This window comes from Massilia sp. UYP34, from assembly GCF_056279385.1.
Genome location: NZ_JBWBRF010000003.1, coordinates 341,989 through 362,598, shown reverse-complemented (window position 1 = coordinate 362,598; position 20,610 = coordinate 341,989). Strand labels below are relative to the sequence as shown.

The window sequence follows — 20,610 nt, the reverse complement described above, 5'->3', positions numbered from 1 at the left end:
AGGAATCAAAGTAATGAGCGATAAACAATTTGACGTCGTCGTGATCGGCGGCGGTCCTGGCGGCTACATCGCCGCCATCCGCGCGGCCCAGCTGGGCTTCAAGACCGCCTGCATCGACGAGTGGAGCACCGCCGCCGGCAAGCCTGCCCCGGGCGGCACCTGCACCAACGTCGGCTGCATCCCGTCCAAGGCGCTGCTGCAATCGTCGGAACACTTCGAGCACGCCGGCCACGCCTTCGCCGACCACGGCATCAAGGTCTCGGGCCTGGAGCTCGACCTGGGCACCATGCTCAAGCGCAAGGACACCATCGTCAAGCAGAACAACGACGGCATCCTGTTCCTGTTCAAGAAGAACAAGGTCACCTTCTTCCACGGCCGCGGCGCGTTCGCCGGCAAGGCGGAGGGCGATGCGGGCTACACCATCAACGTCAGCGGCCCGACCACCGACACCATCACGGCGAAAAACGTGGTCGTCGCGACCGGTTCGAACGCACGCCAGCTGCCGGGCGCGGAATTCGACGAGAAACTGATCCTGTCGAACACCGGCGCCCTGGCGATCGACGCCGTGCCGGGCAAGCTCGGCGTGATCGGCGCCGGCGTCATCGGCCTGGAAATGGGCAGCGTGTGGCGCCGTGTCGGCGCCGACGTCACGGTGCTGGAAGGCCTGCCGACTTTCCTGGGCGCGGTCGACGAGCAGATCGCCAAGGAAGCGCACAAGCTGTTTACCAAGCAGGGCCTGAAGATCAACCTGGGCTGCAAGATCGGTGCGATCACCAAGGGCGCCAACGACGTCACCGTGGAATACGCGGATGCGACCGGCGCTTCCTCGACGGCCACTTTCGACCGCCTGATCATCTCGATCGGCCGCGTGCCGAACACCAATGGTCTCGGCATCGAGACCGTGGGCCTGCAGTTGGATGAGCGCGGCTTCGTGGTGGTCGACGACGAATGCCGCACCAGCCTGCCGGGCGTGTGGGCGGTGGGCGATGTCGTGCGCGGCCCGATGCTGGCGCACAAGGCCGAAGAAGAAGGCGTGGCGGTTGCCGAGCGCATCGCTGGCCAGCACGGCCACGTCAATTTCAACACGATTCCCTGGGTGATCTACACCTCGCCGGAAATCGCATGGGTCGGCAAGACCGAGCAGCAGCTGAAGGCCGAAGGCGTGCAGTACAAGGCCGGCACCTTCCCGTTCATGGCCAACGGCCGTGCGCGCGCGCTGGGCGACACCTCGGGCATGGTCAAGTTCCTGGCCGACGCCACGACCGATGAAATCCTGGGCGTGCACATCGTCGGCCCGATGGCCTCCGAGCTGATTTCGGAAGCCGTGGTCGCGATGGAGTTCAAGGCGTCGTCGGAAGACATCGCCCGCATCTGCCACGCGCACCCGTCGCTGTCGGAAGCGACCAAGGAAGCCGCGCTGGCGGTGGACAAGCGTTCGCTGAACTTCTAATAAAGCGAAATCGGCTGGCGCTCCGGCGCCGGCAAATCGTAGGGTGGACGGCTCCGCCGTCCACGCGTTCAACCCGCGCGGGCATGGTCACCATCGTGGCGCCACGCCGTTCGTTGAACGCGTGGACGGGGGACCCGTCCACCCTACTTTTGGCAACTCCCATATGAACGTCCAAGAGTATTACCAGCACGCGCTGAACGAGCGCGGCTTCAAGTCCGACCCGGCGCAGCAGATGGCGGTCGACCGCCTGCAACAGGCGTACGACGACTGGGTCCATTACAAGGCCCAGCGGTCGTCCGCTTTCAAGCGCCTGATCAACCGTCCCGACGTGCCCAGGGGCGTGTACATGTGGGGCGGGGTAGGGCGCGGCAAATCCTTCCTGATGGATTCGTTCTACCTGGTGGTGCCGGTGGTGCGCAAGACGCGCCTGCACTTCCACGAGTTCATGCGCGCCGTGCATGGCCAGCTCGATGAGCTCAAGGGCGTGGCCGATCCGCTCGACGAAGTGGCCAAGCGCATCGCCAGGAAATACCGCCTGATCTGCTTCGACGAGTTCCACGTGTCGGACATCGCCGACGCGATGATCCTGTACAACCTGCTCAAGGCCCTGTTCGACAACGGCGTGAGCTTCGTGATGACTTCGAACTACGAACCGTCGACCCTGTATCCGGACGGACTGCACCGCGACCGCATGCTGCCTACCATCGCGCTATTGCAGGAGAAACTGGATGTGCTGAACGTCGATGCCGGCAATGACTACCGCAAGCGCGCTTTGGCCCAGGTGGAGGCCTATTACATGCCGCTCGATGCGGCGTCCGACAAGGCGCTGCGCGACGCCTACGCCAGGGTGGCCGATACCGCCGACGAGTCGCCGGTGGTCTATATCGAAAAGCGCGAGATCCGCGCGCTGCGCCGCGCCGGCGGCGTGATCTGGTTCGACTTCGCCACCCTGTGCGGCGGCCCGCGCTCGCAGAACGACTACCTGGAACTGGCCAGCCAGTTCCATACCGTGATCCTGTCCGGCATCCCGGCGATGTCGGCCGCCCAGTCGTCCGAGGCGCGCCGTTTCACCTGGCTGATCGACGTGTTCTACGACCACAAGGTCAAGCTGATCATGTCGGCCGCGGTCGAACCGGAAGAGCTCTACACCAAGGGCCAGCTGGCGAACGAATTCCACCGCACCGTATCGCGTATCATCGAGATGCAGTCGCGCGAGTACCTGCTCGCCGAACGGCGCGGCGCGGCCGACGCCATTGCATGATCGAAAGGAACACCATGAGAAGACAACCGATGCTGCGCGCCGCCGCAGTGGCTGCATTGACCCTGTTGCTGGCGGCTTGCGCGGGCCCCGAGCTGGCGCTGCAGGAGGCGCCGCCGGCGCCCACGACGTCGCCCGAACAGGCCGAACAGCGCCTGGCCACGGTCGCCTCGGAACGCGCCGCGATCGAGGCCCGCTTTGCCGAGCGCGAGGTGGTTTGCTACGAGAAATTCTTCGTCAATCGCTGCCTGGACGAAGCGCGCGAAGTGCGGCGCGCGGCCCTGGCGACGCAGCGTGCGATCGAGATCGAGGCCTCGCACTACCTGCGCCGCCTGAAGGTCGAGGAGCGCGACAGGGCGATCGCCGAAGCCGATGCCGCCTATGCGCAAGAAGAAGCCAGGCTGGCCGCCGAGCCGCCGCCGGTGAAGAAACCGGCCGCCGCCGCGCCGCCGGCGAAAAAACCGGCCGCCGCCGCGCCGCCGCGCGCCAGGTCGGGCGACTCGCGCGTGGTGCGCGGCCAGCAGCGGGCCCAGGAAAGCACGGCGAACGCCGAGCAGGAAGCCGCCGAGCGCGCGGCCAATGTCGCGGCCTATGAAGAGCGTCGCCGCAAATCGCAAGAACGCCAGAAGGAAGTGGCGCGCCGCGTGGCCGAACGCGAAGCCAAGGCGGCCGAGCGCGCGGCCGACGAAGCCAGGCGCGCCAACGGCAACCAGCCGGCGCCGACGAACTAGCCCTTAGCTTAAGTACGTCGTTCCCGCGCAGGCGGGAACCTCATTCGCATGCGCGGCCACAAGGTCGAACGTAGCCGTCGTGCGAGCAGGCTTGGATTCCCGCCTGCGCGGGAATGACGTGCCTGGGCAGCAGGGAGGGGGAACTCGCGCCTGTTCAGGTCGGTTCGTTGTTCACGCCGACGGCGATCTTGGCCCTGCGAACGACCCGTCCTGCGCCGGCTTGACCAGTTTCACGATGGCCATGGTGCAATTGCCGCCCTTGCCTTGCGAGCGCTCGGTGGCCTTGTTGATGAGCATTTCGGAGGCCTGGCGCGGCGTCGTCCTGGCGGTCACGGCCGCCAGCTCGGCGTCGGTGAAGAAATGCCACAGGCCGTCCGAGCACAGCAAGAAGCTGTCGCCCGCCGCCAGCCCGCTATGGCTGCCGGTCGTGACGAAGGGCTCCTTGCGGCTGTTACCCAATACGTTGAGCAGGAGCTTGGAACGGCGGTGGTTGCGCGCCGCTTCCGGCGGCAGGCGGTCGCTGGCGACCAGGTGCTCGACGTAGGCGGTGTCGCCCGTGCGCACCACGCACTTGCCGTGCTCGAAGCGGTACAGGCGCGAATCGCCCACATGGGCCCAGACCGCCTCGCCGTGCGGGCTGATCACCAGGCCGACGAAGCTGGCGTGGATCTCGGTCTGCGTGGCCACGGCGTTCATCTTGATCACCGTGTGGGTCTCGCTGATCATCTCGTGCAGCAGTCGGGCCAGGCGCTCGATGCCGGGACCGTCGCCGGGTTTGAATTCGTCGAAGACCTGGCGCGCCGTGTGCAGCACCTGGTCGGCCCCGGCCGGGCTGGCGACCCCGTCCGACAGCACCGCGAGCACGTAGCCGGGCGCGCGGGCGCCGGTGAACAGGGCGGCGCGGTCGCTCTGCTGGGGGCGGTTCCCGATATGTTGCGCGGTGCCCGCTTCGATCTTGTAAGAAGTCATAAATCCGTGTTTTCCAGGACGCTAACGCCAATCTTTGTTGGCGGCAACCTCCGCCTCGATTAAACTATGCACTGAGAAGCCATCTGCTTGCAAGTTTATCTCGTAGCAACAACATGGCAAGCCCCGGCGCGCCGCGCCCGGCCGGCGCTGCCCGCCATTTTTTTCCCGCAACCGCATTTTTCACTGAACTGTTTGGAACAGTAAACATGACCGACGTCCAGGACATCCAGCGCCGTATTATCGAACTCGATGTGGAACACCGCGACCTCGACGCCGTGATCTCCCTGTTGACGGCGGACGGTCATGCCGACCAGTTACAACTGCGCCGCCTCAAGAAGCGTAAACTGCAGCTCAAAGATCATATTACGCTGCTGAAGATGCAGCTGGTACCCGATATCCCCGCCTGATGCATTGCCTTCAGGCACAACAGACCCACGTATTTTGACCGACCACCTACCCGAATCTCCCGTTGGCTCCGGCCTCGCCGCCGCGCCGACCGGGGCCGACGCTGCCGACGTCGTCGCAGCGTCGGCAACCCAGGCGCCCGCAGGCAAGTATGACGCCGACGTCGATCGCCTGTTCGGTGCGGGCGGCCCGCTCGCGCCCGCCGTCGGCACCTTCAAGCCGCGCCAGTCGCAGACCGAAATGGCCAAGGCCGTGGCCCAGGCCATCGCCGACCAGCAAGTGCTCATGGCCGAGGCCGGCACAGGCACGGGCAAGACCTTCGCCTACCTGGTGCCGGCGCTGCTGTGGGGCGGCAAGACCATCGTCTCGACCGGCACCAAGAACTTGCAAGATCAATTGTTCCTGCGCGATATCCCGACCGTGCGCGCCGCCCTGCGCGCGCCGGTCTCGGTCGCCCTGCTCAAGGGCCGCTCGAACTACGTCTGCCATTTCCACCTCGAGCGCACCCTGCAGAACGGGCGCCTGACCTCGCGCGACGACGTCGGTCACCTGCGCGAGATCTCGCGCTTCATCAAGATGACGAGCTCGGGCGACAAGGCCGAGCTGGCCAAGGTGCCCGAGACCGCCACCGTGTGGAACCTGGTCACGTCGACCCGCGACACCTGCATGGGCGCCGAGTGCCAGTACTACCAGGATTGCTTCGTGATGAAGGCGCGCCGGGAAGCGCAGCAGGCCGACGTGGTGGTGGTCAACCACCACCTGTTCTTCGCCGACGTGGCGCTGAAGGATACCGGCGTGGCCGAGCTGCTGCCGTCGGCCAATACCATCATCTTCGACGAGGCGCACCAGTTGCCCGACGTCGCGACCCTGTTCTTCGGCCAGTCGATCTCGACCTCGCAAGTGCTGGAACTGTGCCGCGACGTGCTGGCCGAGGGCCTGGCCCATGCGCGCGGCGGCCCGGACTGGGCCAAGGTGGTGACCGTGGTCGAGAAGGCGGCGCGCGACCTGCGCCTGTCGTTTGGCGACGGCAACCTGCGCCTGTCGCTGCCGCAGATCATGCCAAGTTCGCAGTTCTTCCCGGCGCTGGAAAAACTGAAGGAAGAAATCGCCGGCATGATCACGGTGCTGGAAGAAAACGCCGCGCGCGCCGAGACGATCGAAGCCTGCCGCCTGCGCGCGCACGAGCTGGCCGCCGCCTTCGAGGCGTGGAAGCCCGACCACAAGGCGCCGGCCAACGAGCAGGCGGTGCTGTGGGCCGAGGCTTTCTCGTCCTCGCTGCAACTGCACAAGACGCCGCTGTCGATCGCGCCGATCTTCGCCAGCCAGCGCGAGGGCACGCCGCGCAGCTGGATCTTCACCTCGGCCACGCTGGCGGTGAAGAACGACTTCAAGCACTTTTCCGACCAGCTGGGACTGACGGGCGAGCCGGCCAAGACCTGGCCCAGCCCGTTCGATTACCAGAACCAGGGCATCCTGTACGTGCCGACCGGCTTGCCGGAGCCGCAAGCGGCCGTGTACACCGACGCCGTGGTCGATGCCGCCTTGCCGGTGATCGAGGCGGCCGGCGGCCGCACCTTCTTCCTGTGCACGACGATTCGCGCCGTCAACAAGGTGGCCGAGCGCCTGCGCGTTGAATTCGCCGAGCGCGGCTGGGATTTCCCGTTGCTCGTGCAGGGCGAGCGTGGCCGTACCGAGCTGCTCGATTCCTTCCGCAATGCCGGCAACGCGGTGCTGGTCGGCAGCCAGAGTTTCTGGGAAGGCGTCGACGTGCGCGGCGAGGCGCTGTCGCTGGTGATCATCGACAAGCTGCCGTTCGCGCCGCCCGACGATCCGGTGCTGGCCGCGCGCATCGAGGTGATGGAAAAGCAGGGCATGAATGGCTTCATGCACCACCAGCTGCCCGAGGCGATCATCACCCTCAAGCAGGGCGCCGGGCGCCTGATCCGCGACGTCGACGACCGCGGCGTGCTGATGATCTGCGATCCGCGCATCATCACCAAGCCCTATGGCCGCCGCATCTGGCAGAGCCTGCCGTCGTTCAAGCGCACCCGGGTGCAGGAAGAAGTCATCCAGTTCTTCCGCCCGCTCGAACAGGCGGACGAGAGCGCGGCCTGAGCGGCGCGTCAGGGCACGATCACGACCTTGCCGATGACCTTGCGCGCCGCCATGTCGTTCAATGCCTGCGCGGTGTCGGCCAGCCGATAGCGCCGCGAGACCAGTGGTTTCAGGGTTCCTGCGGCGATCCAGCCGGTGATGCGCCGCATCGCCGCCAGGTGCGCGTCCCGTTCCTTGCGCGTGAAGTCGCCCCAGAACACGCCCACCACCGACGCCCCCTTCAACAGCATCAGGTTCCACGGCAGGCGCGGGATCTCGCCGGCCGCGAAGCCCACCACCAGGTGGCGCCCGCGCCAGGCGATCGAGCGCAGCGCCGGTTCGCTGTACTTGCCGCCCACCGGGTCGAAGACGACGTCCGGGCCGTGGCCATCGGTGGCGGCGCGGATCGCTTCGCGCAAGTCCCCTGCCTCGTAATCGATCAGCACGTCGGCCCCGTGCGCCTTGCACGCCGCCAGTTTCTCGTCGCTGGACGCGGCCGCGATCACGCGCGCGCCGAGGGCCTTGCCGATCTCGATCGCGGCCAGGCCGACGCCGCCGGCAGCGCCCAGCACCAGCATGGTCTCGCCGGCCTGCAAGGCGCCGCGGTCGGCGACCGCATGGTACGCGGTGCCGTAGGTGAGCGTGATCGCGGCCGCGACCTCGAAGTCCATATCGTCCGGCATGGGGAGGAAGGCGCTGCCTGGCGCCACGGCCTGCTCGGCGAACGCGCCGGTGCGGGTGAAGCCGATCACGCGCTGGCCGGGAACGAGGTCGCGCACGCCGGCGCCGACGGCGCGCACCACGCCCGCGAACTCGTTGCCCGGCGTGAAGGGAAGGGGAGGACGCACCTGGTACTTGCCCTGGACCGTCAGCACGTCGGGGAAGTTGACGCCGGCCGCCTTCACGTCCACCACGACGTCGTCGGGACCGGCGACCGGCGCCGGCAGGTCCTCGAGCACCAGGCTGTCTGGCGGTCCCCAAGCGGTGCAGCGTACGGCTTTCATTGCTTCCTCACAGTCTATTAGCGGAGTTATTGGCGGGGCGAATTATGCCCTAAGAAAGAGAGCGAATCTTCGTCCGCAAGGCCTGTGTCCGCTTGTCCGTCCGCAAAGCCGGCAGGGGACCGCGCGCTAGAGTCTTGAGATGCGGGCGCCGCGCGCGCCAGGACCAGAGGACAAGCATGGCAATCCGTTACGGTTGTTTCTTCAGTTACGCCCACGGCCGACACGCGCTGATGCAGCGCTTCAAGTCGGCCCTGGCCGACGCCCTGCGCTGCTATCTCGAACCTTACTTCGACAACGAAAACGAACTGTTTATCGATACCGAGCAGCTGGGCGGCGGCGACGACCTCGACCGCAAGATCGCACGCGCGATGTGCGAAAGCGTCTGCATGATCCTCATCTACACGCCCAAGTACGAGGCCCACGCCTACACGCGGCGCGAGTACGAGGCCATGCGCCTGATCGAGGCCGAGCGCGCCAGGTGGTATGCGCTGCCGAGCCGCCTGATCATCCCGGTCGTCATGACGCGCCACCCCGAATCGCTGCCGCCCCAGATCAGCGACGCGCGCTTCTACGTCGATTTCTCGCACTACACGATGGCCACGCCCGACCTGATGTCGAATCCAGACTTCTTGCCAGACATTGACAAGATGGTCAAGCGGATCGCAGCCCACTACGCATGTCAAAAAAAGCATGTGCCGCTCGACCACGACTGCAACCAATTCGTGCTTCCCGCTGTCCCACCCGAATGGCGCGATGTTCCAGAACTTACGTTTCCAAAAGAATGAGGAGCCATATGGACCAACAAGGTATCTCGCTCCAGCCGCTGGCCATGCCGGGCGCGGTGACGAGCTTCTATGCCTACGAGGGCGGCGCGGCGCGCAATGCCGTGCTGGCGGCGCTGGCGCTGCAGCTGGCGGGTGGGGACGCCGAGGCGCCGGTGCTGGTGATCGACTGGGATCTCGAGGCGCCGGCGCTGCACCGCCACTTCGCGGCGCCGGCCGATGAACCGTTTGCCGGCCCGCCTGTCGCCCTGCATGGCGCCGGGCCGGCGCCCGCCCACCCGGCGGCGCCTCCGGTCGCGCATGCCGCCGGCGACGACGCGGACGACCCGGCCCGGCCCGGGCTGCTCGAGTTCTTCGAGGCCTGCCGCGCGCGGCTGCGCAACACCGCCGGCCGCGGCGAGGAGCTGGCCGACCGCGTGATCGACGGCGTCGGCTGGCAGGCCTATCTCGAACGCGCCGACGGGCGCCGCCCGCTGTACCTGCTGCGCGCCGGACGCTTCGACGACAGCTATGCCGAACGCGCGGGCCGGCTCGATTACGCAGCCCTGTTCGACGCCTGTCCCGCGCTGTTCCGCCGCTTCGCGGCGCGCCTGGCGCAGCATTTCGGCCACGTGCTGGTCGCCACCGCGGCCGGGCGCTCGGCCGCCGTCAGCGTGTGCTCGACCCTGGTGCCCGACCGCCTGGTGGGCCTGTTCACGCCGGCGCCGGGCAGCATCGAAGGCATCGAAGGCGTGCTGCGGCGTGCAATCGATTACCGCTGCACCCATGAAGAAGAACAGCGTCCGCTGCTGCTCTATCCGCTGGCCTGCTCGGCCGACGGCGCGCGCAGCGATCCGCACGCACGCTGGCGACGCGGCGATGCGCGCCAGGGCCCGGGTTACCAGCCGCGCTTCGAGGCGTTGCTGCGCGCCAGCTATGGCTGGTCGCGCGTCAATCTCGACAGCTGGTTCGACGAGACCCAGCTGGCGCTGGCCGACGCCTTGTCCACCGCCGGCCCGGCCGGCGACCGCCGGGCGCTGGCGCGCCATGCCGCGCTGCTCGCCGAGTGGCTGGCGCCGGGGCGCTTCCCCTGGCAGTCGCTGGCCGAAGTGCGCCTGCGCGCCGCGGTCGCACAGGCGCGCCGTCAGGCCAGTGGCGACGAGATCGGCTCGCCGTCGCTGGCCGAACACCTCGGCCGCCTGGGCGAGCTGTGCCGCCGCGAGCGGCGCCGCGACGAGGCCCGCGCCTGTCTCGAAGAAAGCCTGGCCCTGCGCGAGCGCCTGCTCGGCGACGACCATGCGGCCACGCGCCAGGGCCGCGCCGCGCTGGCCGCGCTCCTGCTCGACGGCGGCGCGTTGCCAGAGGCGCGCCGCCACTACGACCTGCTGGTCCAGTCCTGCGCGCGCAAGGCCGGCCTTGAAGCGCCCGAGACGCTGGCGGCGCGCTCGCAGCTGGCGCGGGTGCTGGCCGCGCTGGGCGAGGGCGAGCGGGCGCTGGCGCTGCACGAGCAGGTGGTCTCCACCAGCGAACGCGCGCTCGGCGCCGAACACCCGTGCACGCTCGACTGCCTCGAAGACCTGGCGCACAGTCTGGTGCAGCAGCGCGAATTCGGACGCGCCCGGATCGTGGTCGAGCGGGTGCTCGACGCGCGTCGCCGGCGCCAGGGCAGCGAGCATGCCGACACCCTGCGCTGCGGCCAGCGGCTGGCGCTGCTGCTGGGCGAGACGGGCGAACTGGGCAACGCGCGCCGCATGCTCGAATCGGTGTTGCGGGCCTACGAGCGGCACGATGGCCTGGACGCCGCCGGCACGCTGTCGGCGCGCGAGGCGCTGGCCGAGATCCTGGCTGCCCAGGGCGACCTGGCGGCGGTACGCAGCATCCAGGAATCGCTGGCGCGCACCCGCGAGCGGCACCTGGGGGCTGGCCATCCTGAAACGCTCAATATGCAGCTGCGGCTGGCCTCGACCCTGGGCCAGCAGGGCGAGGCCGAAGCCGCGCGCCGCCTGCGCGAACAGGTGGCCGAGCTGCGCCAGCACCTGCGTGAAGTCGAAGGCGCGCCGCCCGATGCCGCGCCGGCGCAGGCAGGGCAAATGCGGGCACAGGCCGGGGCATCCGGCGCCAGCCTGTCGCCGGACTACGTGGCGCACGGCATGCCATCGTCGTCGACTGCGGCGAACGGCATTGCGGCGCACGGCCATCATGAATTGCCGGCATCGCGCGAGCACGCCGAAACCAGTCAGGCGGCCGACAACCTGGGCCACAAGCTCACCGAGCTGCAGAACCTGATCGACAGCCGCAGTCCCGAAGAAGCCAGGGCGCTGGCCGACAGCCTGCGCACCTCGGTGCTCAAGCCCAGCGCCTCCCATCCGCTGCGTCGGCGCGGCGCCGCCATGATCAAGCAGGTCTATCTGCAAGAGGGCGACAAGGACGCGCTGCTGTCCTTCACCCAGGACGAAGTGTCGCTGCTCGAAGGCGCCTTGATCGAGGCGGCGCGCGACAATCCGATGACGATGCGCTGAAAGCGCGGCGCGCTCTGCGCCGGCATTGACGCCCGGCGCCGCTCCGGGCGAGTGCTTGCACCGGCGCCCGTTCGCACGCGCCGGCTCGTCGGCCGCCGGATCGCCGGCACGCCGGCCCGCTCAACCGCAGACCGCCAGCCCACCGGGCCGCCGGCCCGCTCACCCGCAGACCGCCAGCCCACCGGGCCGCCGGCCCGCTCACCCGCAGACCGCCAGCCCACCGGGCCGCCGGGCCGCGCCTCGCCGCCTTGCCGGCCTGCGCGCCCGAGGCCGTCGCCCCCGGCCTGCCGGCAGGCAACCGCCATCGACTCCCGACGCCAGCTCGTCGCCGCCCGTCGACTGCACATCGACCTGCGCCGACATGTCATTGCCAGCGCGCGTCACGCCCCCCAATTAACGGCGCGACAAGCCACTTGCCAGGATGGCATCGCAGGAATGTCGCCGAGCTTGCCAGCCTTTCCAGTAAACTGTCGCATGGCTGCTGCACTGTTATAAGATGGTCCATTGACCGTCCCGGATCGTGAAATCCTGGCGTGAAATTCTCATGTCGGGTATCGATACGGGCGTTGCTTCAGGTAAAATCTCCGCCATGCGAATCTTGATCAGCAACGATGACGGTTATCTGGCGCCCGGGCTGGCCGCGCTGGCGGACGCGCTCGCGCCGATCGCCGACATCGTCGTCGTCGCCCCCGACAGCAATCGCTCCGGCGCGTCGAATTCGCTGACCCTGGACCGGCCGTTGTCGGTCTACAAATCGGCCAACGGCTACTATTTCACCAATGGCACGCCGACCGACTGCGTGCACATCGCCCTGACCGGCATGTCCGATGCGCCGCCCGATCTGGTGGTTTCTGGTATCAATAATGGCCAGAATATGGGCGACGACACCCTGTATTCCGGCACTGTCGCCGCCGCCACTGAAGCCTTCCTGTTCGGTCTGCCGGCAATCGCCTTCTCGCAGGTGCACGGCGGCTGGGCCCATGTCGATTCGGCCGCCCGGGTGGCGCGCGACATCGTCGAGCGTTTCGCCGCCGGTGGCTTCGACATGCTGCCCAAGCCCTTCCTGCTGAACGTGAACATCCCGAACCTGCCGTACGAGGACATCGGCCCGCTGACGCCGACCCGCCTCGGACGCCGCCACCAGGCCGAACCCGTGATCCGTGCGCAGGATCCGCGCGGCCGCGAGATCTTCTGGATCGGCGCGCCCGGCGCCTGCCGCGACGCGGGCGAGGGCACCGACTTCCACGCGACCGCGCAGGGCCGCGTGTCGATCACGCCGCTGCAGATCGACCTGACCCACAAGACCCAGTTGGCCCTGCTGGCGGGAGGGCTGGCATGAAGGATGCGCGACCGAACTTTCCGCTGCCGCTGTCCTCGGTGACGAGCGGCGCGCGCAAGCCCGGCACGCCGGCGCCGGTGCAGACGCCGCAGACCGCCACCCGCAACGCCACCACCTATACCGGCGCCAGGACGCCGCCGTCCCCAGGCCCGGCGCCGCGCACGCCCGGCTATGTGCAGGTGGCCGGCAGCGCGCCGGCTGCCCGGCGTTCCGACCTGGAGGCCACCGAAGCGGTGCGGCGCGCGATGGTGGGCCGAATCGCGCGCCAGGGCGTGGCCGATCCGCAGGTCCTGAGGGCGATGGAAACCGTGCCGCGCCACCTGTTCATCGAACCGGCCATGTCGGGCCAGGCCTACGTCGACGCCTCGCTGCCGATCGGCCACAACCAGACGATTTCCCAGCCCTATATCGTGGCCCGCATGATAGAAGCAATGCGCGAAGCGATGCCTCCCGGCGCCATGCTGGGAAAAGTGCTGGAGATCGGCACCGGCTGCGGCTACCAGGCCGCGGTCCTGTCGTTCGTCGCAAAAGATGTGTATTCGATCGAGCGCATCAGGCCCTTGCACGAGCTCGCGAAGACCAACCTGCGGCCGCTGCGGATATCGAACCTGCGTTTGCAGTATGGGGATGGTATGCTAGGCTTGCCACAGGTCGCGCCTTTCGATGGCATTATCCTCGCCGCCGCCGGCCTCGAGGTGCCGCGGGCCTTGCTCGAGCAGCTGGCCATCGGCGCGCATCTCGTGGCGCCGGTCGGCGCCCAGGTCCAGCACCTGCACCGTATCACCCGCACCGGCAAATCCGAGTGGACCAGCGAAATGCTGGAAGCGTGCCACTTCGTGCCGCTGCGCCCAGGCACCATCTGAAACCCCGTTGTACGCCGTAAATACAAAAGAATGCCAATGACACAAGCACCGCGTTTAGCCCTCCTGACGATCTTCATCGGCCTCATGGCCGGTTGTTCCACCACTACCCGCCAGGCGCCGGTCGTCGAGCGCCCCGTCAGCGCCGCGCCAAGCCGGCCAGCTCCCGCACGCGTGGAAGAAGCGCCGAAACAGGACGAGCGCGGCATGTACACCGTGCGCAAGGGCGACACCCTGCTGCGCATTGCGCTCGACTTCGGCCAGAATTACCGCGACCTGGTGACCTGGAACCACCTGGCCAATCCGGACGACATCAAGGTTGGCCAGGTATTGCGCGTGACCCAGCCGGAAGGCGAGCGCACCGCGAATGTGCAGACCCAGCCGGTGCCGATGCCGCCGTCGGCCAGCGTGCCGCGCAAGACCGAGCCGCGCGCCGACAAGACCCCCTACAGCGAAGGCAAGGTGGCTGCCGCCACGCCGCCGGCCACCACCGCTCCGGCCGCGCCGCCGGCGCCTGCGAGCTCGGCCCCGGCCACCAGCGACGAAGCGCGCCTGAGCTGGATGTGGCCCTCGGAAGGCCGCGTCATCGCCACCTTCGACGATGGCCGCAACAAGGGAATCGACATCGCCGGCAAGCTGGGCCAACCAGTGGTCGCCGCCGGTTCGGGCAAGGTAATGTATGCTGGCAGTGGCATCCGCGGTTATGGTAATCTCGTCATCGTCAAGCACAGCAACAGCCTGTTGTCCGCGTATGCCCACAACCGCAAGATCGTGGTCAAGGAGGGTGACAACGTGAGCCGTGGCCAGATGATCGCCGAGATGGGCGACTCCGATGCCGATGCGGTCAAGTTGCATTTCGAGATTCGCCAGCAGGGCAAGCCGGTCGACCCGACGAGGTTCTTGCCCGTTCGTTAGGAACGGTATGACGCACCCGCCGCACTCGCTGGACCAGGAGGATACGGACGAGTTTCCGGATGAGCCGGAAAGCGAGCGCGCGCATGCTGACGACGAGACCGACCGGGTCGGGCGCATCGACGGCGCGGCCGGCGTGGCGGGCGAGGAAGCGCTCGCGTGCCACGCCAGCACCGAGACGGTCGACGAGTTGCGCAAGGTCTTGCAGGCCGAGCTCGCGACCGACACTACCCAGCACTACCTGAACCAGATCGGCGCCAGGCCGCTCCTCACGCCCGGCGAGGAAGTCCACTTCGCCACCCTGGCGAAGTCCGGCGACTTCGGCGCGCGCCAGAAGATGATCGAGCATAACCTGCGCCTGGTCGTCTCGATCGCCAAGCACTACATCAACCGCGGCGTGGTCCTGCTCGACCTGATCGAGGAGGGCAATATCGGCCTGATGCGCGCCATCGACAAGTTCGAGCCCGAGCGCGGCTTTCGTTTCTCGACCTATGCCACCTGGTGGATCCGCCAGAGCATCGAGCGCGCCATCATGAACCAGGCCCGCACCGTGCGCCTGCCGGTGCACATGGTGCGCGAGCTCAACGGCGTGCTGCGCGCCAAATACCACCTCGAGGCCCAGAAGCACGACGGCAAGGAAGCCTCGAGCGAGGACATCGCCAGCCTGGTCGGCCGCCCGGTCGAGGAAGTGCAAGACATCCTGACCCTGTCCGAGCACGCGACCTCGCTCGATGCGCCGCTCGACAACGATCCGCAATCGAGCCTGATGGACATGCTGCCCGACGACGGCGAAGGCAGTCCCGACGCCCACGCTGAGCAGCAGGAGGTGGCGCTGCTGGTGCGCGACTGGCTGACCCGGCTGCCGGACAAGCAGCGCCTGGTCGTCACCCGCCGTTTCGGCCTCGACAACGACGATCCGGCGACGCTGGAAACCCTGGCCGAAGAGATGGGCGTGACGCGCGAGCGGGTGCGCCAGATCCAGCAGGAAGCGCTGGTCAAGCTCAAGCGCGCGATGGCGGCGCGCGGCGTGGTGCGCGATTCCCTGCTGTGACGGCAAAGCCGTCCGGTAGCGCCCACCCCGATTCCTTGTTATCATGCCCGCCGGGCCGTTTCGGCCATTTTCTTTTTGCGCGGCCGGCCATGCGCGCCCCGCCGGCCGGGGCCTGAGCCAGCCTTCACTCCACTTTCTCATCACCATGCAAGAAATCTTCATCGACATCAAATCCCTCGACATGGACGGGCGCGGCGTTGGCCACCTCGAGAACGAGGACGGCTCGCCAGGCAAGGTGGTCTTCGTCGAAGGCGCGCTGCCGGGCGAACGCGTCAGCTTCGAGACGCTGCGCAAGAAGAAGAACTGGGAATCGGGCCGCATGGTCACCCTGCAGCGCGCCTCGTCGATGCGGGTCGAGCCGAAGTGCCGGCATTTCGGCTACTGCGGCGGCTGCTCGATGCAGCACCTGGAGCCGGCTGCGCAGGTGGCGATGAAGGGGCGCGTGCTGGAAGACAACCTGTGGCACCTCGGCAGGGTAAAGGCCGAGATGATCATGCGCCCGATGTACGGCCCGACCTGGGACTACCGCTACCGCGCGCGCCTGTCGGTGCGCCACGTGCCGAAGAAGGGCGGCATCCTGGTCGGCTTCCATGAGCGCGCCTCGTCCTATGTCGCCGACATCACCACCTGCGAGATCCTGCCGGACCACGTCGCACGCCTGCTGGTGCCGCTGCGCGAGCTGATCGGCGCCCTGTCGATCTACAGCCAGGTGCCGCAGATCGAGGTGGCGATCGGAGAAGAGACGACGGTGCTGGTGCTGCGCATCATGGCGCCGCTCAGCGCCGCCGACGAGACCCTGCTGAAAGCCTTCGCCGACGGGTGGGAAATCCAGTGGTGGCTGCAGCCGAAGGGCCCGGACACGGCCTATCCGTTCTACCCGTTGGGCAAGGAACTGGTTTACACGCTGCCCGAGTTCGGCATCCGCATGCCGTTCAAGCCGACCGACTTCACCCAGGTGAACCACCACATCAACCGCGTGCTGGTGTCGAAGGCGCTGCGCCTGCTGGACGTGCAGAAGGACGACCGCGTGGCCGACCTGTTCTGCGGCCTGGGCAACTTCACGCTGCCGCTGGCAACCCAGGCGCGCGAGGTGGTCGGCATCGAGGGCAGCACGGCGCTCACCACGCGCGCGCTGGAGAACGCCAGGGCAAACGGCCTGGCCGGGAAGACCGCGTTCTCCACCCGTAACCTGTTCGAAGTCACCAAAGCCGACCTGGTGGCGCTGGGCCGTTTCGAGCGCATGCTGATCGATCCGCCGCGCGACGGCGCCATGGCCCTGGCGCAGGCGCTGGCCGAACTGCGCGAGACCCACGAACACCTGATGCCGCAGCGCATCGTCTACGTCTCGTGCAGCCCGTCGACCCTGGCGCGCGACGCCGGCATCCTGGTGCACAAGGCGGGCTATGTGATGACGAAGGCGGGGGTGGTGAACATGTTCCCCCACACCTCGCACGTCGAATCGATCGGCGTGTTCGAGCTGGGCGACAAGCCGGCGCGCCCCGCCGATGGCGCGGCCTATGTGCCGGCCGACGTGCCCGCGACGCCGGACCTCGCCTGAGGGCCGCGAGCGGCGGGATCATGCCGCCGGCCCGGTTCTGCCGGGCCGGCGGTTTGACGTTTTGGCCAGCAGCTGCTACGGATGAGCGACACCGTACAGACCAGCCTATCCATCTCGGTTTTACTGTAGGGAAACAGAGGTGCGTATGGACATGACCAAACACGGCGATCACGACGGGCGTCAAGGCGCGCGTTTCTGGCGGTTTTCCCAGGAGTTGCTGGTCGTCGTCGCGCGCGATGGGACGATCGAAGCGGTCAATCCGGCATGGCTCCGGCTGCTGGGCTATGCCGACGACGAGATCGTCGGCCGCAAGTTCATCGAGTTCACTCATCCGGCCGACCTGGACGCGACGCTGGCCGTGTTCGCGGGCGTGCTTGAGCGCCCCCTGGTGACGCCCCATGAATACCGCTTGCGCCACAAGGACGGCTCATGGCGCTGGTTCGGCTGGACCGGCGCCTTCCAGGAGGGCAGGGTGGTTGCCGCCGGGCGCGACCAGACGCACGGGCGCCGGCGCGAGACAGCCTTGCAGGACGCCGAGGACTTTACCCGCCTTGCCCTGCGCTCGGTAGGCGGCGTCGGCATCTGGACCGCCGACCTGCAGGCGCGCACCTGCACCTGCGATGCCGCGATCGCCGACCTGTATGGCGTGGAGCCGGTGCGCGCCGCCGGCGGCGTGCCGGTCGAGGAACTCATGGCCAACGTCCATCCGGACGATCGTCCGGGACTGATGGCCGAGATCGCGGGCAGCCTCACCTCGGGCAAGGACGCGAACTTCGAATACCGCCTGCTGCATCCCGACGGCGCCGTGCGCTGGGTGCATTCGCGCTGGCGCACCTATCTCGACGAGCACGGGCAGCCGCTGCGCCGCACCGGCATCGGGATCGAGACGACGGCCCAGCGCAACCTGGAAGAGCAGCTGCGCCAGGCTCAAAAAATGGAGGCCGTGGGGCAGCTCACCGGCGGCCTGGCCCACGACTTCAACAACCTGCTGGCGGGGATCACCGGCGCGCTCGACCTGATGCAGATCCGGATGCGCCAGGGGCGTTTCAGCGATTTCGAGCGCTACGTCGCGGTGGCGCAGGGCGCCGCTCGCCGCGCCGCCGCGCTCACGCACCGCCTGCTGGCCTTCTCGCGGCGCCAGACGCTGGCGCCGACGCCGATTGACGTTAATGCGCTGGTGTCCGGCATGGAAGAACTCATCCGGCGCACCATCGGGCCCCAGATCACGCTCGAGGTGGTCGGCGCGGTCGGACTGTGGCCGACCCTGGTCGATGCCGGCCAGCTCGAGAACGCCTTGCTGAACCTGTGCATCAACGCGCGCGACGCCATGCCCGACGGCGGCCGCATCACGATCGAGACCGCCAACAAATGGCTCGATTACTCGGCTTCCAGGACGCATGACATCCCGGAAGGCCAGTACCTGTCGCTGTGCGTGACCGATATCGGCACCGGCATGACGCCGGAGATCGTGGCCAAGGTGTTCGAACCGTTCTTCACCACCAAGCCGATGGGCGAGGGCACCGGTCTGGGCCTGTCGATGATCCATGGTTTCGCGCGCCAGTCGGGCGGCCAGGTGCGCATTTATTCCGAGCTGGGGAAGGGCACCACGGTGTGCATCTACCTGCCGCGCTATTATGGCGAACTCAAGCCGGAAGACATCGGCCTGCCGCCGGCGCCGCAAGCGCCGGCCGGCCAGGGCGAGACGGTGCTGGTGGTCGACGACGAGCCGTCGGTGCGCATGCTCGTGACCGAGGTGCTGGAAGACCTGGGCTACGTGGCGCTGGAGGCGGCCGACAGCGTGGCCGGACTCAAGCTGCTGCAGTCGGATGCGCGCATCGACCTGCTGGTGACCGACGTCGGCCTGCCCGGCGGCATGAACGGGCGCCAGATGGCCGAAGCCGGCATCGAGCGCAGGCCAGGGCTGAAGGTATTGTTCATCACCGGCTACGCCGAGAACAGCCTGATCGGCAACGGCCACCTGATGCCGGGGATGCAGGTGCTGACCAAGCCGTTCGCGCTGGACGCGCTGGCGGTGCGGATCAAGGAACTGGTCGCGGTGCGATGACGCGTCCGGCCCGCGCAACATCGGAAGGAATCGAATGAAACACCTCACCCGGCACCTCGCCGCCTGGCTTGCCGCCGCGGTGGCCACGGCGGCCGTCGCCAGCGTCGTGCAGACGCAGATCAATCTCGGCGAACTCACCGCGCTCGGTGCGCCGGTCGGCCTGGCGGAGCGGCTGCGGGCCACCCTGGGCGACCTGGCCGGCTTTGGCGCGGTCATGACCGGCATCGCGCTGGTCGCGCTGTTGCCGGCGTTCGGCGCCGGGCACCTGCTGGCGCAACGCGCGCCGTCACCCTGGCGCAGCGCCATCTTCGCGCTGGCGGCGGTCGTGGCCCTGTGGGTGGCGTTCTGGCTGATGCTGCACGTGATTCCCATGCCGGCCATCGCCGCGACCCGCGGCGCCGCCGACCATGCGCTGATGGCCGCGACGGGGTTCGTCGGCGGCCTGCTGTATGCCCGCATGAGCGCGCCGGCGCGCGGCCCCGGCAAGCGGCGGCGCCACGCGGCGCTGGCGGCCATGCTGGCGCTGGTGCCGGCCTTGCTGTTCCTCGTGACGTCGCCCGGCGCGGCCGGGCGGCTCGATGCGGTCGATCCGGCCAGCTACCGCGTCGCGACGGTCGCGCGGGGACTCGAGCGGCCATGGTCGCTGGCCTTCCTGCCGGACGGTCGCCTGCTGGTCACCGAGATGGGCGGGCGCCTGCTTGCCATCGGCGCCGATGGCGGTTCGACGCCGATCGCGACGGACGGCCTGCCGCCGGTGTTCCAGCGTGGCCGCACCATCGGCCTGATGGACGTCGCCATCGATCCCGACTTCGAACGCAACGGCTTGCTGTACCTGACGATGGGCCACGGCGGGGAGGGCGCCAACGGCACGCGCCTGGTGCGCGCCAGGCTGGCGGGCGAGCGGCTCGCGGACGTCCGGGTGCTGTTCAGCTCCACGCCGAAGCCGCGCGCCGGCAACAACGGCGGCCGCATCGCCTTCCTGCCGGACGGCACGCTGGCGCTGACGGTCGGCGACGGCAACTGGCGCCGCGAAGAGGCGCAAAACCCGGCCAATCACCTGGGCACGGTCGTCAGGCTCGACCGCGAAGGCAGGGCGCCGGCCGACAATCCTTTCGTCAACCGCCCCGGCGCCGCGCCCGAGATCTACAGCCTCGGTCATCGCAATGCGCAGGGCATCGCCGTCGATCCGGCCAATGGCGACCTGCTGCTCACCGAACACGGCGCCCGTGGCGGCGACGAGATCAACCGGATCGCGGCAGGCAAGAACTACGGCTGGCCGCTGGTCACGGCCGGCATCGACTATCCGTTCGGGCGCGTCACGCCGTTTCGCCGCCTGGCGGGCTTCGAAGCGCCGCTGCTGGAATGGACGCCGTCGATCGCGCCGGCGGGCCTGGCGGTCTACCGGGGCGACCAGTTCCCCGGGTGGCGCGGCGACCTCCTGGTGCCGGCGCTGAAGGCGCGCGCGGTTTACCGTGTCGTGCGCGATGGGGGCAGGATCGTCGGCCAGCAGACGCTGTTGGCGGAACTGAACCAGCGCATGCGCGACGTCAAGGTCGGCCCTGACGGCGCGATCTACGTCCTGACCGATGGTCTGGATGCCAGCCTGCTGCGTGTGACGCGCCCATGAAAAAACC

Annotated in this window: 16 protein-coding genes; 14 read left to right on the top strand and 2 right to left on the bottom strand. The window is 68.3% G+C overall.

What is annotated here, in order from left to right; translation table 11 throughout:
• The first annotated feature begins 13 nt into the window (after positions 1-13).
• From lpdA to ACZ9AQ_RS08275, 3 genes are all read left to right on the top strand, one after another.
• Positions 14-1,450 (top strand): dihydrolipoyl dehydrogenase, encoded by a 1,437-nt coding sequence (gene lpdA, locus ACZ9AQ_RS08285; RefSeq protein ID WP_429203282.1) that lies wholly within the window; start codon positions 14-16, stop codon positions 1,448-1,450.
• A 163-nt stretch (positions 1,451-1,613) separates the two neighbouring features.
• Complete coding sequence (gene zapE / locus ACZ9AQ_RS08280; protein ID WP_429203281.1) at positions 1,614-2,711, top strand: cell division protein ZapE; 1,098 nt, start codon at positions 1,614-1,616, stop codon at positions 2,709-2,711.
• Between the two features lie 14 nt (positions 2,712-2,725).
• Positions 2,726-3,439 (top strand): hypothetical protein, encoded by a 714-nt coding sequence (locus ACZ9AQ_RS08275; RefSeq protein ID WP_429203280.1) that lies wholly within the window; start codon positions 2,726-2,728, stop codon positions 3,437-3,439.
• 171 nt (positions 3,440-3,610) lie between these two features.
• On the opposite strand, the gene ACZ9AQ_RS08270 is transcribed toward ACZ9AQ_RS08275, so the two are convergent.
• Positions 3,611-4,408 carry a PP2C family protein-serine/threonine phosphatase gene (locus ACZ9AQ_RS08270; RefSeq protein ID WP_429203279.1) on the bottom strand — a complete coding sequence of 266 codons (798 nt, stop codon included), beginning with the start codon at positions 4,406-4,408 and terminating at the stop codon, positions 3,611-3,613.
• A 206-nt stretch (positions 4,409-4,614) separates the two neighbouring features.
• On the opposite strand from ACZ9AQ_RS08270, the gene ACZ9AQ_RS08265 reads away from it, so the two are divergent.
• Both ACZ9AQ_RS08265 and ACZ9AQ_RS08260 read left to right on the top strand, forming a co-directional pair.
• On the top strand, positions 4,615-4,815 hold the full coding sequence (locus tag ACZ9AQ_RS08265) for a YdcH family protein (protein ID WP_005666222.1): 201 nt from the start codon (positions 4,615-4,617) through the stop codon (positions 4,813-4,815).
• 34 nt (positions 4,816-4,849) lie between these two features.
• Positions 4,850-6,928 (top strand): DNA repair helicase YoaA, encoded by a 2,079-nt coding sequence (locus tag ACZ9AQ_RS08260; RefSeq protein WP_429203278.1) that lies wholly within the window; start codon positions 4,850-4,852, stop codon positions 6,926-6,928.
• Between the two features lie 8 nt (positions 6,929-6,936).
• Here the strand turns inward: ACZ9AQ_RS08260 and ACZ9AQ_RS08255 are convergent, their stop codons facing one another.
• Positions 6,937-7,911 (bottom strand): NADPH:quinone oxidoreductase family protein, encoded by a 975-nt coding sequence (locus ACZ9AQ_RS08255; RefSeq protein ID WP_429203277.1) that lies wholly within the window; start codon positions 7,909-7,911, stop codon positions 6,937-6,939.
• A gap of 176 nt (positions 7,912-8,087) precedes the next feature.
• Between ACZ9AQ_RS08255 and ACZ9AQ_RS08250 the strand changes: the two genes are divergently transcribed.
• The 9 genes from ACZ9AQ_RS08250 to ACZ9AQ_RS08210 all read left to right on the top strand — a co-directional run bounded on the left by ACZ9AQ_RS08250 (position 8,088) and on the right by ACZ9AQ_RS08210 (position 20,603).
• Positions 8,088-8,696: a toll/interleukin-1 receptor domain-containing protein gene (locus tag ACZ9AQ_RS08250; RefSeq protein WP_429203276.1), complete on the top strand. Its 609-nt coding sequence runs from the start codon at positions 8,088-8,090 to the stop codon at positions 8,694-8,696.
• A gap of 8 nt (positions 8,697-8,704) precedes the next feature.
• Positions 8,705-11,191, top strand: a complete 2,487-nt coding sequence (locus ACZ9AQ_RS08245; RefSeq protein ID WP_429203275.1) for a tetratricopeptide repeat protein — start codon at positions 8,705-8,707, stop codon at positions 11,189-11,191.
• Positions 11,192-11,780: 589 nt separating this feature from the next.
• The gene (gene surE / locus ACZ9AQ_RS08240; RefSeq protein ID WP_429203274.1) at positions 11,781-12,530 is read left to right on the top strand and encodes a 5'/3'-nucleotidase SurE; all 750 of its coding nucleotides are present in this window, start codon (positions 11,781-11,783) and stop codon (positions 12,528-12,530) included.
• A complete protein-coding gene (locus ACZ9AQ_RS08235) occupies positions 12,527-13,393 on the top strand; it encodes a protein-L-isoaspartate(D-aspartate) O-methyltransferase (protein WP_429203273.1) in 867 nt (288 codons plus the stop codon). Before surE ends, ACZ9AQ_RS08235 begins: the two co-directional genes overlap by 4 nt.
• A 36-nt stretch (positions 13,394-13,429) precedes the next feature.
• Entirely contained in the window at positions 13,430-14,305 is an 876-nt protein-coding gene (locus tag ACZ9AQ_RS08230) for a peptidoglycan DD-metalloendopeptidase family protein (protein ID WP_429203272.1), read from the top strand.
• 7 nt (positions 14,306-14,312) lie between these two features.
• On the top strand, positions 14,313-15,353 hold the full coding sequence (gene rpoS / locus ACZ9AQ_RS08225) for an RNA polymerase sigma factor RpoS (RefSeq protein WP_429203271.1): 1,041 nt from the start codon (positions 14,313-14,315) through the stop codon (positions 15,351-15,353).
• A gap of 145 nt (positions 15,354-15,498) precedes the next feature.
• The gene (rlmD, locus tag ACZ9AQ_RS08220; RefSeq protein ID WP_429203270.1) at positions 15,499-16,911 is read left to right on the top strand and encodes a 23S rRNA (uracil(1939)-C(5))-methyltransferase RlmD; all 1,413 of its coding nucleotides are present in this window, start codon (positions 15,499-15,501) and stop codon (positions 16,909-16,911) included.
• Positions 16,912-17,056: 145 nt separating this feature from the next.
• The gene (locus ACZ9AQ_RS08215) at positions 17,057-18,976 is read left to right on the top strand and encodes a hybrid sensor histidine kinase/response regulator (RefSeq protein WP_429203269.1); all 1,920 of its coding nucleotides are present in this window, start codon (positions 17,057-17,059) and stop codon (positions 18,974-18,976) included.
• A gap of 34 nt (positions 18,977-19,010) precedes the next feature.
• On the top strand, positions 19,011-20,603 hold the full coding sequence (locus tag ACZ9AQ_RS08210; RefSeq protein WP_429203268.1) for a PQQ-dependent sugar dehydrogenase: 1,593 nt from the start codon (positions 19,011-19,013) through the stop codon (positions 20,601-20,603).
• Positions 20,604-20,610: the final 7 nt, after the last annotated feature.

Excerpts from the sequence above, each read along its gene's own strand:
- ACZ9AQ_RS08250 (WP_429203276.1), top strand. The coding sequence starts at position 8,088 with ATGGCAATCCGTTACGGTTGTTTCTTCAGTTACGCCCACGGCCGACAC.
- ACZ9AQ_RS08210 (WP_429203268.1), top strand. The coding sequence starts at position 19,011 with ATGAAACACCTCACCCGGCACCTCGCCGCCTGGCTTGCCGCCGCGGTG.
- surE (WP_429203274.1), top strand. The coding sequence starts at position 11,781 with ATGCGAATCTTGATCAGCAACGATGACGGTTATCTGGCGCCCGGGCTG.
- ACZ9AQ_RS08245 (WP_429203275.1), top strand. The coding sequence starts at position 8,705 with ATGGACCAACAAGGTATCTCGCTCCAGCCGCTGGCCATGCCGGGCGCG.
- lpdA (WP_429203282.1), top strand. The coding sequence starts at position 14 with ATGAGCGATAAACAATTTGACGTCGTCGTGATCGGCGGCGGTCCTGGC.
- ACZ9AQ_RS08230 (WP_429203272.1), top strand. The coding sequence starts at position 13,430 with ATGACACAAGCACCGCGTTTAGCCCTCCTGACGATCTTCATCGGCCTC.
- rpoS (WP_429203271.1), top strand. The coding sequence starts at position 14,313 with ATGACGCACCCGCCGCACTCGCTGGACCAGGAGGATACGGACGAGTTT.
- ACZ9AQ_RS08255 (WP_429203277.1), bottom strand. The coding sequence starts at position 7,911 with ATGAAAGCCGTACGCTGCACCGCTTGGGGACCGCCAGACAGCCTGGTG.
- ACZ9AQ_RS08270 (WP_429203279.1), bottom strand. The coding sequence starts at position 4,408 with ATGACTTCTTACAAGATCGAAGCGGGCACCGCGCAACATATCGGGAAC.
- ACZ9AQ_RS08265 (WP_005666222.1), top strand. The coding sequence starts at position 4,615 with ATGACCGACGTCCAGGACATCCAGCGCCGTATTATCGAACTCGATGTG.
- ACZ9AQ_RS08275 (WP_429203280.1), top strand. The coding sequence starts at position 2,726 with ATGAGAAGACAACCGATGCTGCGCGCCGCCGCAGTGGCTGCATTGACC.
- ACZ9AQ_RS08215 (WP_429203269.1), top strand. The coding sequence starts at position 17,057 with ATGGACATGACCAAACACGGCGATCACGACGGGCGTCAAGGCGCGCGT.
- zapE (WP_429203281.1), top strand. The coding sequence starts at position 1,614 with ATGAACGTCCAAGAGTATTACCAGCACGCGCTGAACGAGCGCGGCTTC.
- rlmD (WP_429203270.1), top strand. The coding sequence starts at position 15,499 with ATGCAAGAAATCTTCATCGACATCAAATCCCTCGACATGGACGGGCGC.
- ACZ9AQ_RS08235 (WP_429203273.1), top strand. The coding sequence starts at position 12,527 with ATGAAGGATGCGCGACCGAACTTTCCGCTGCCGCTGTCCTCGGTGACG.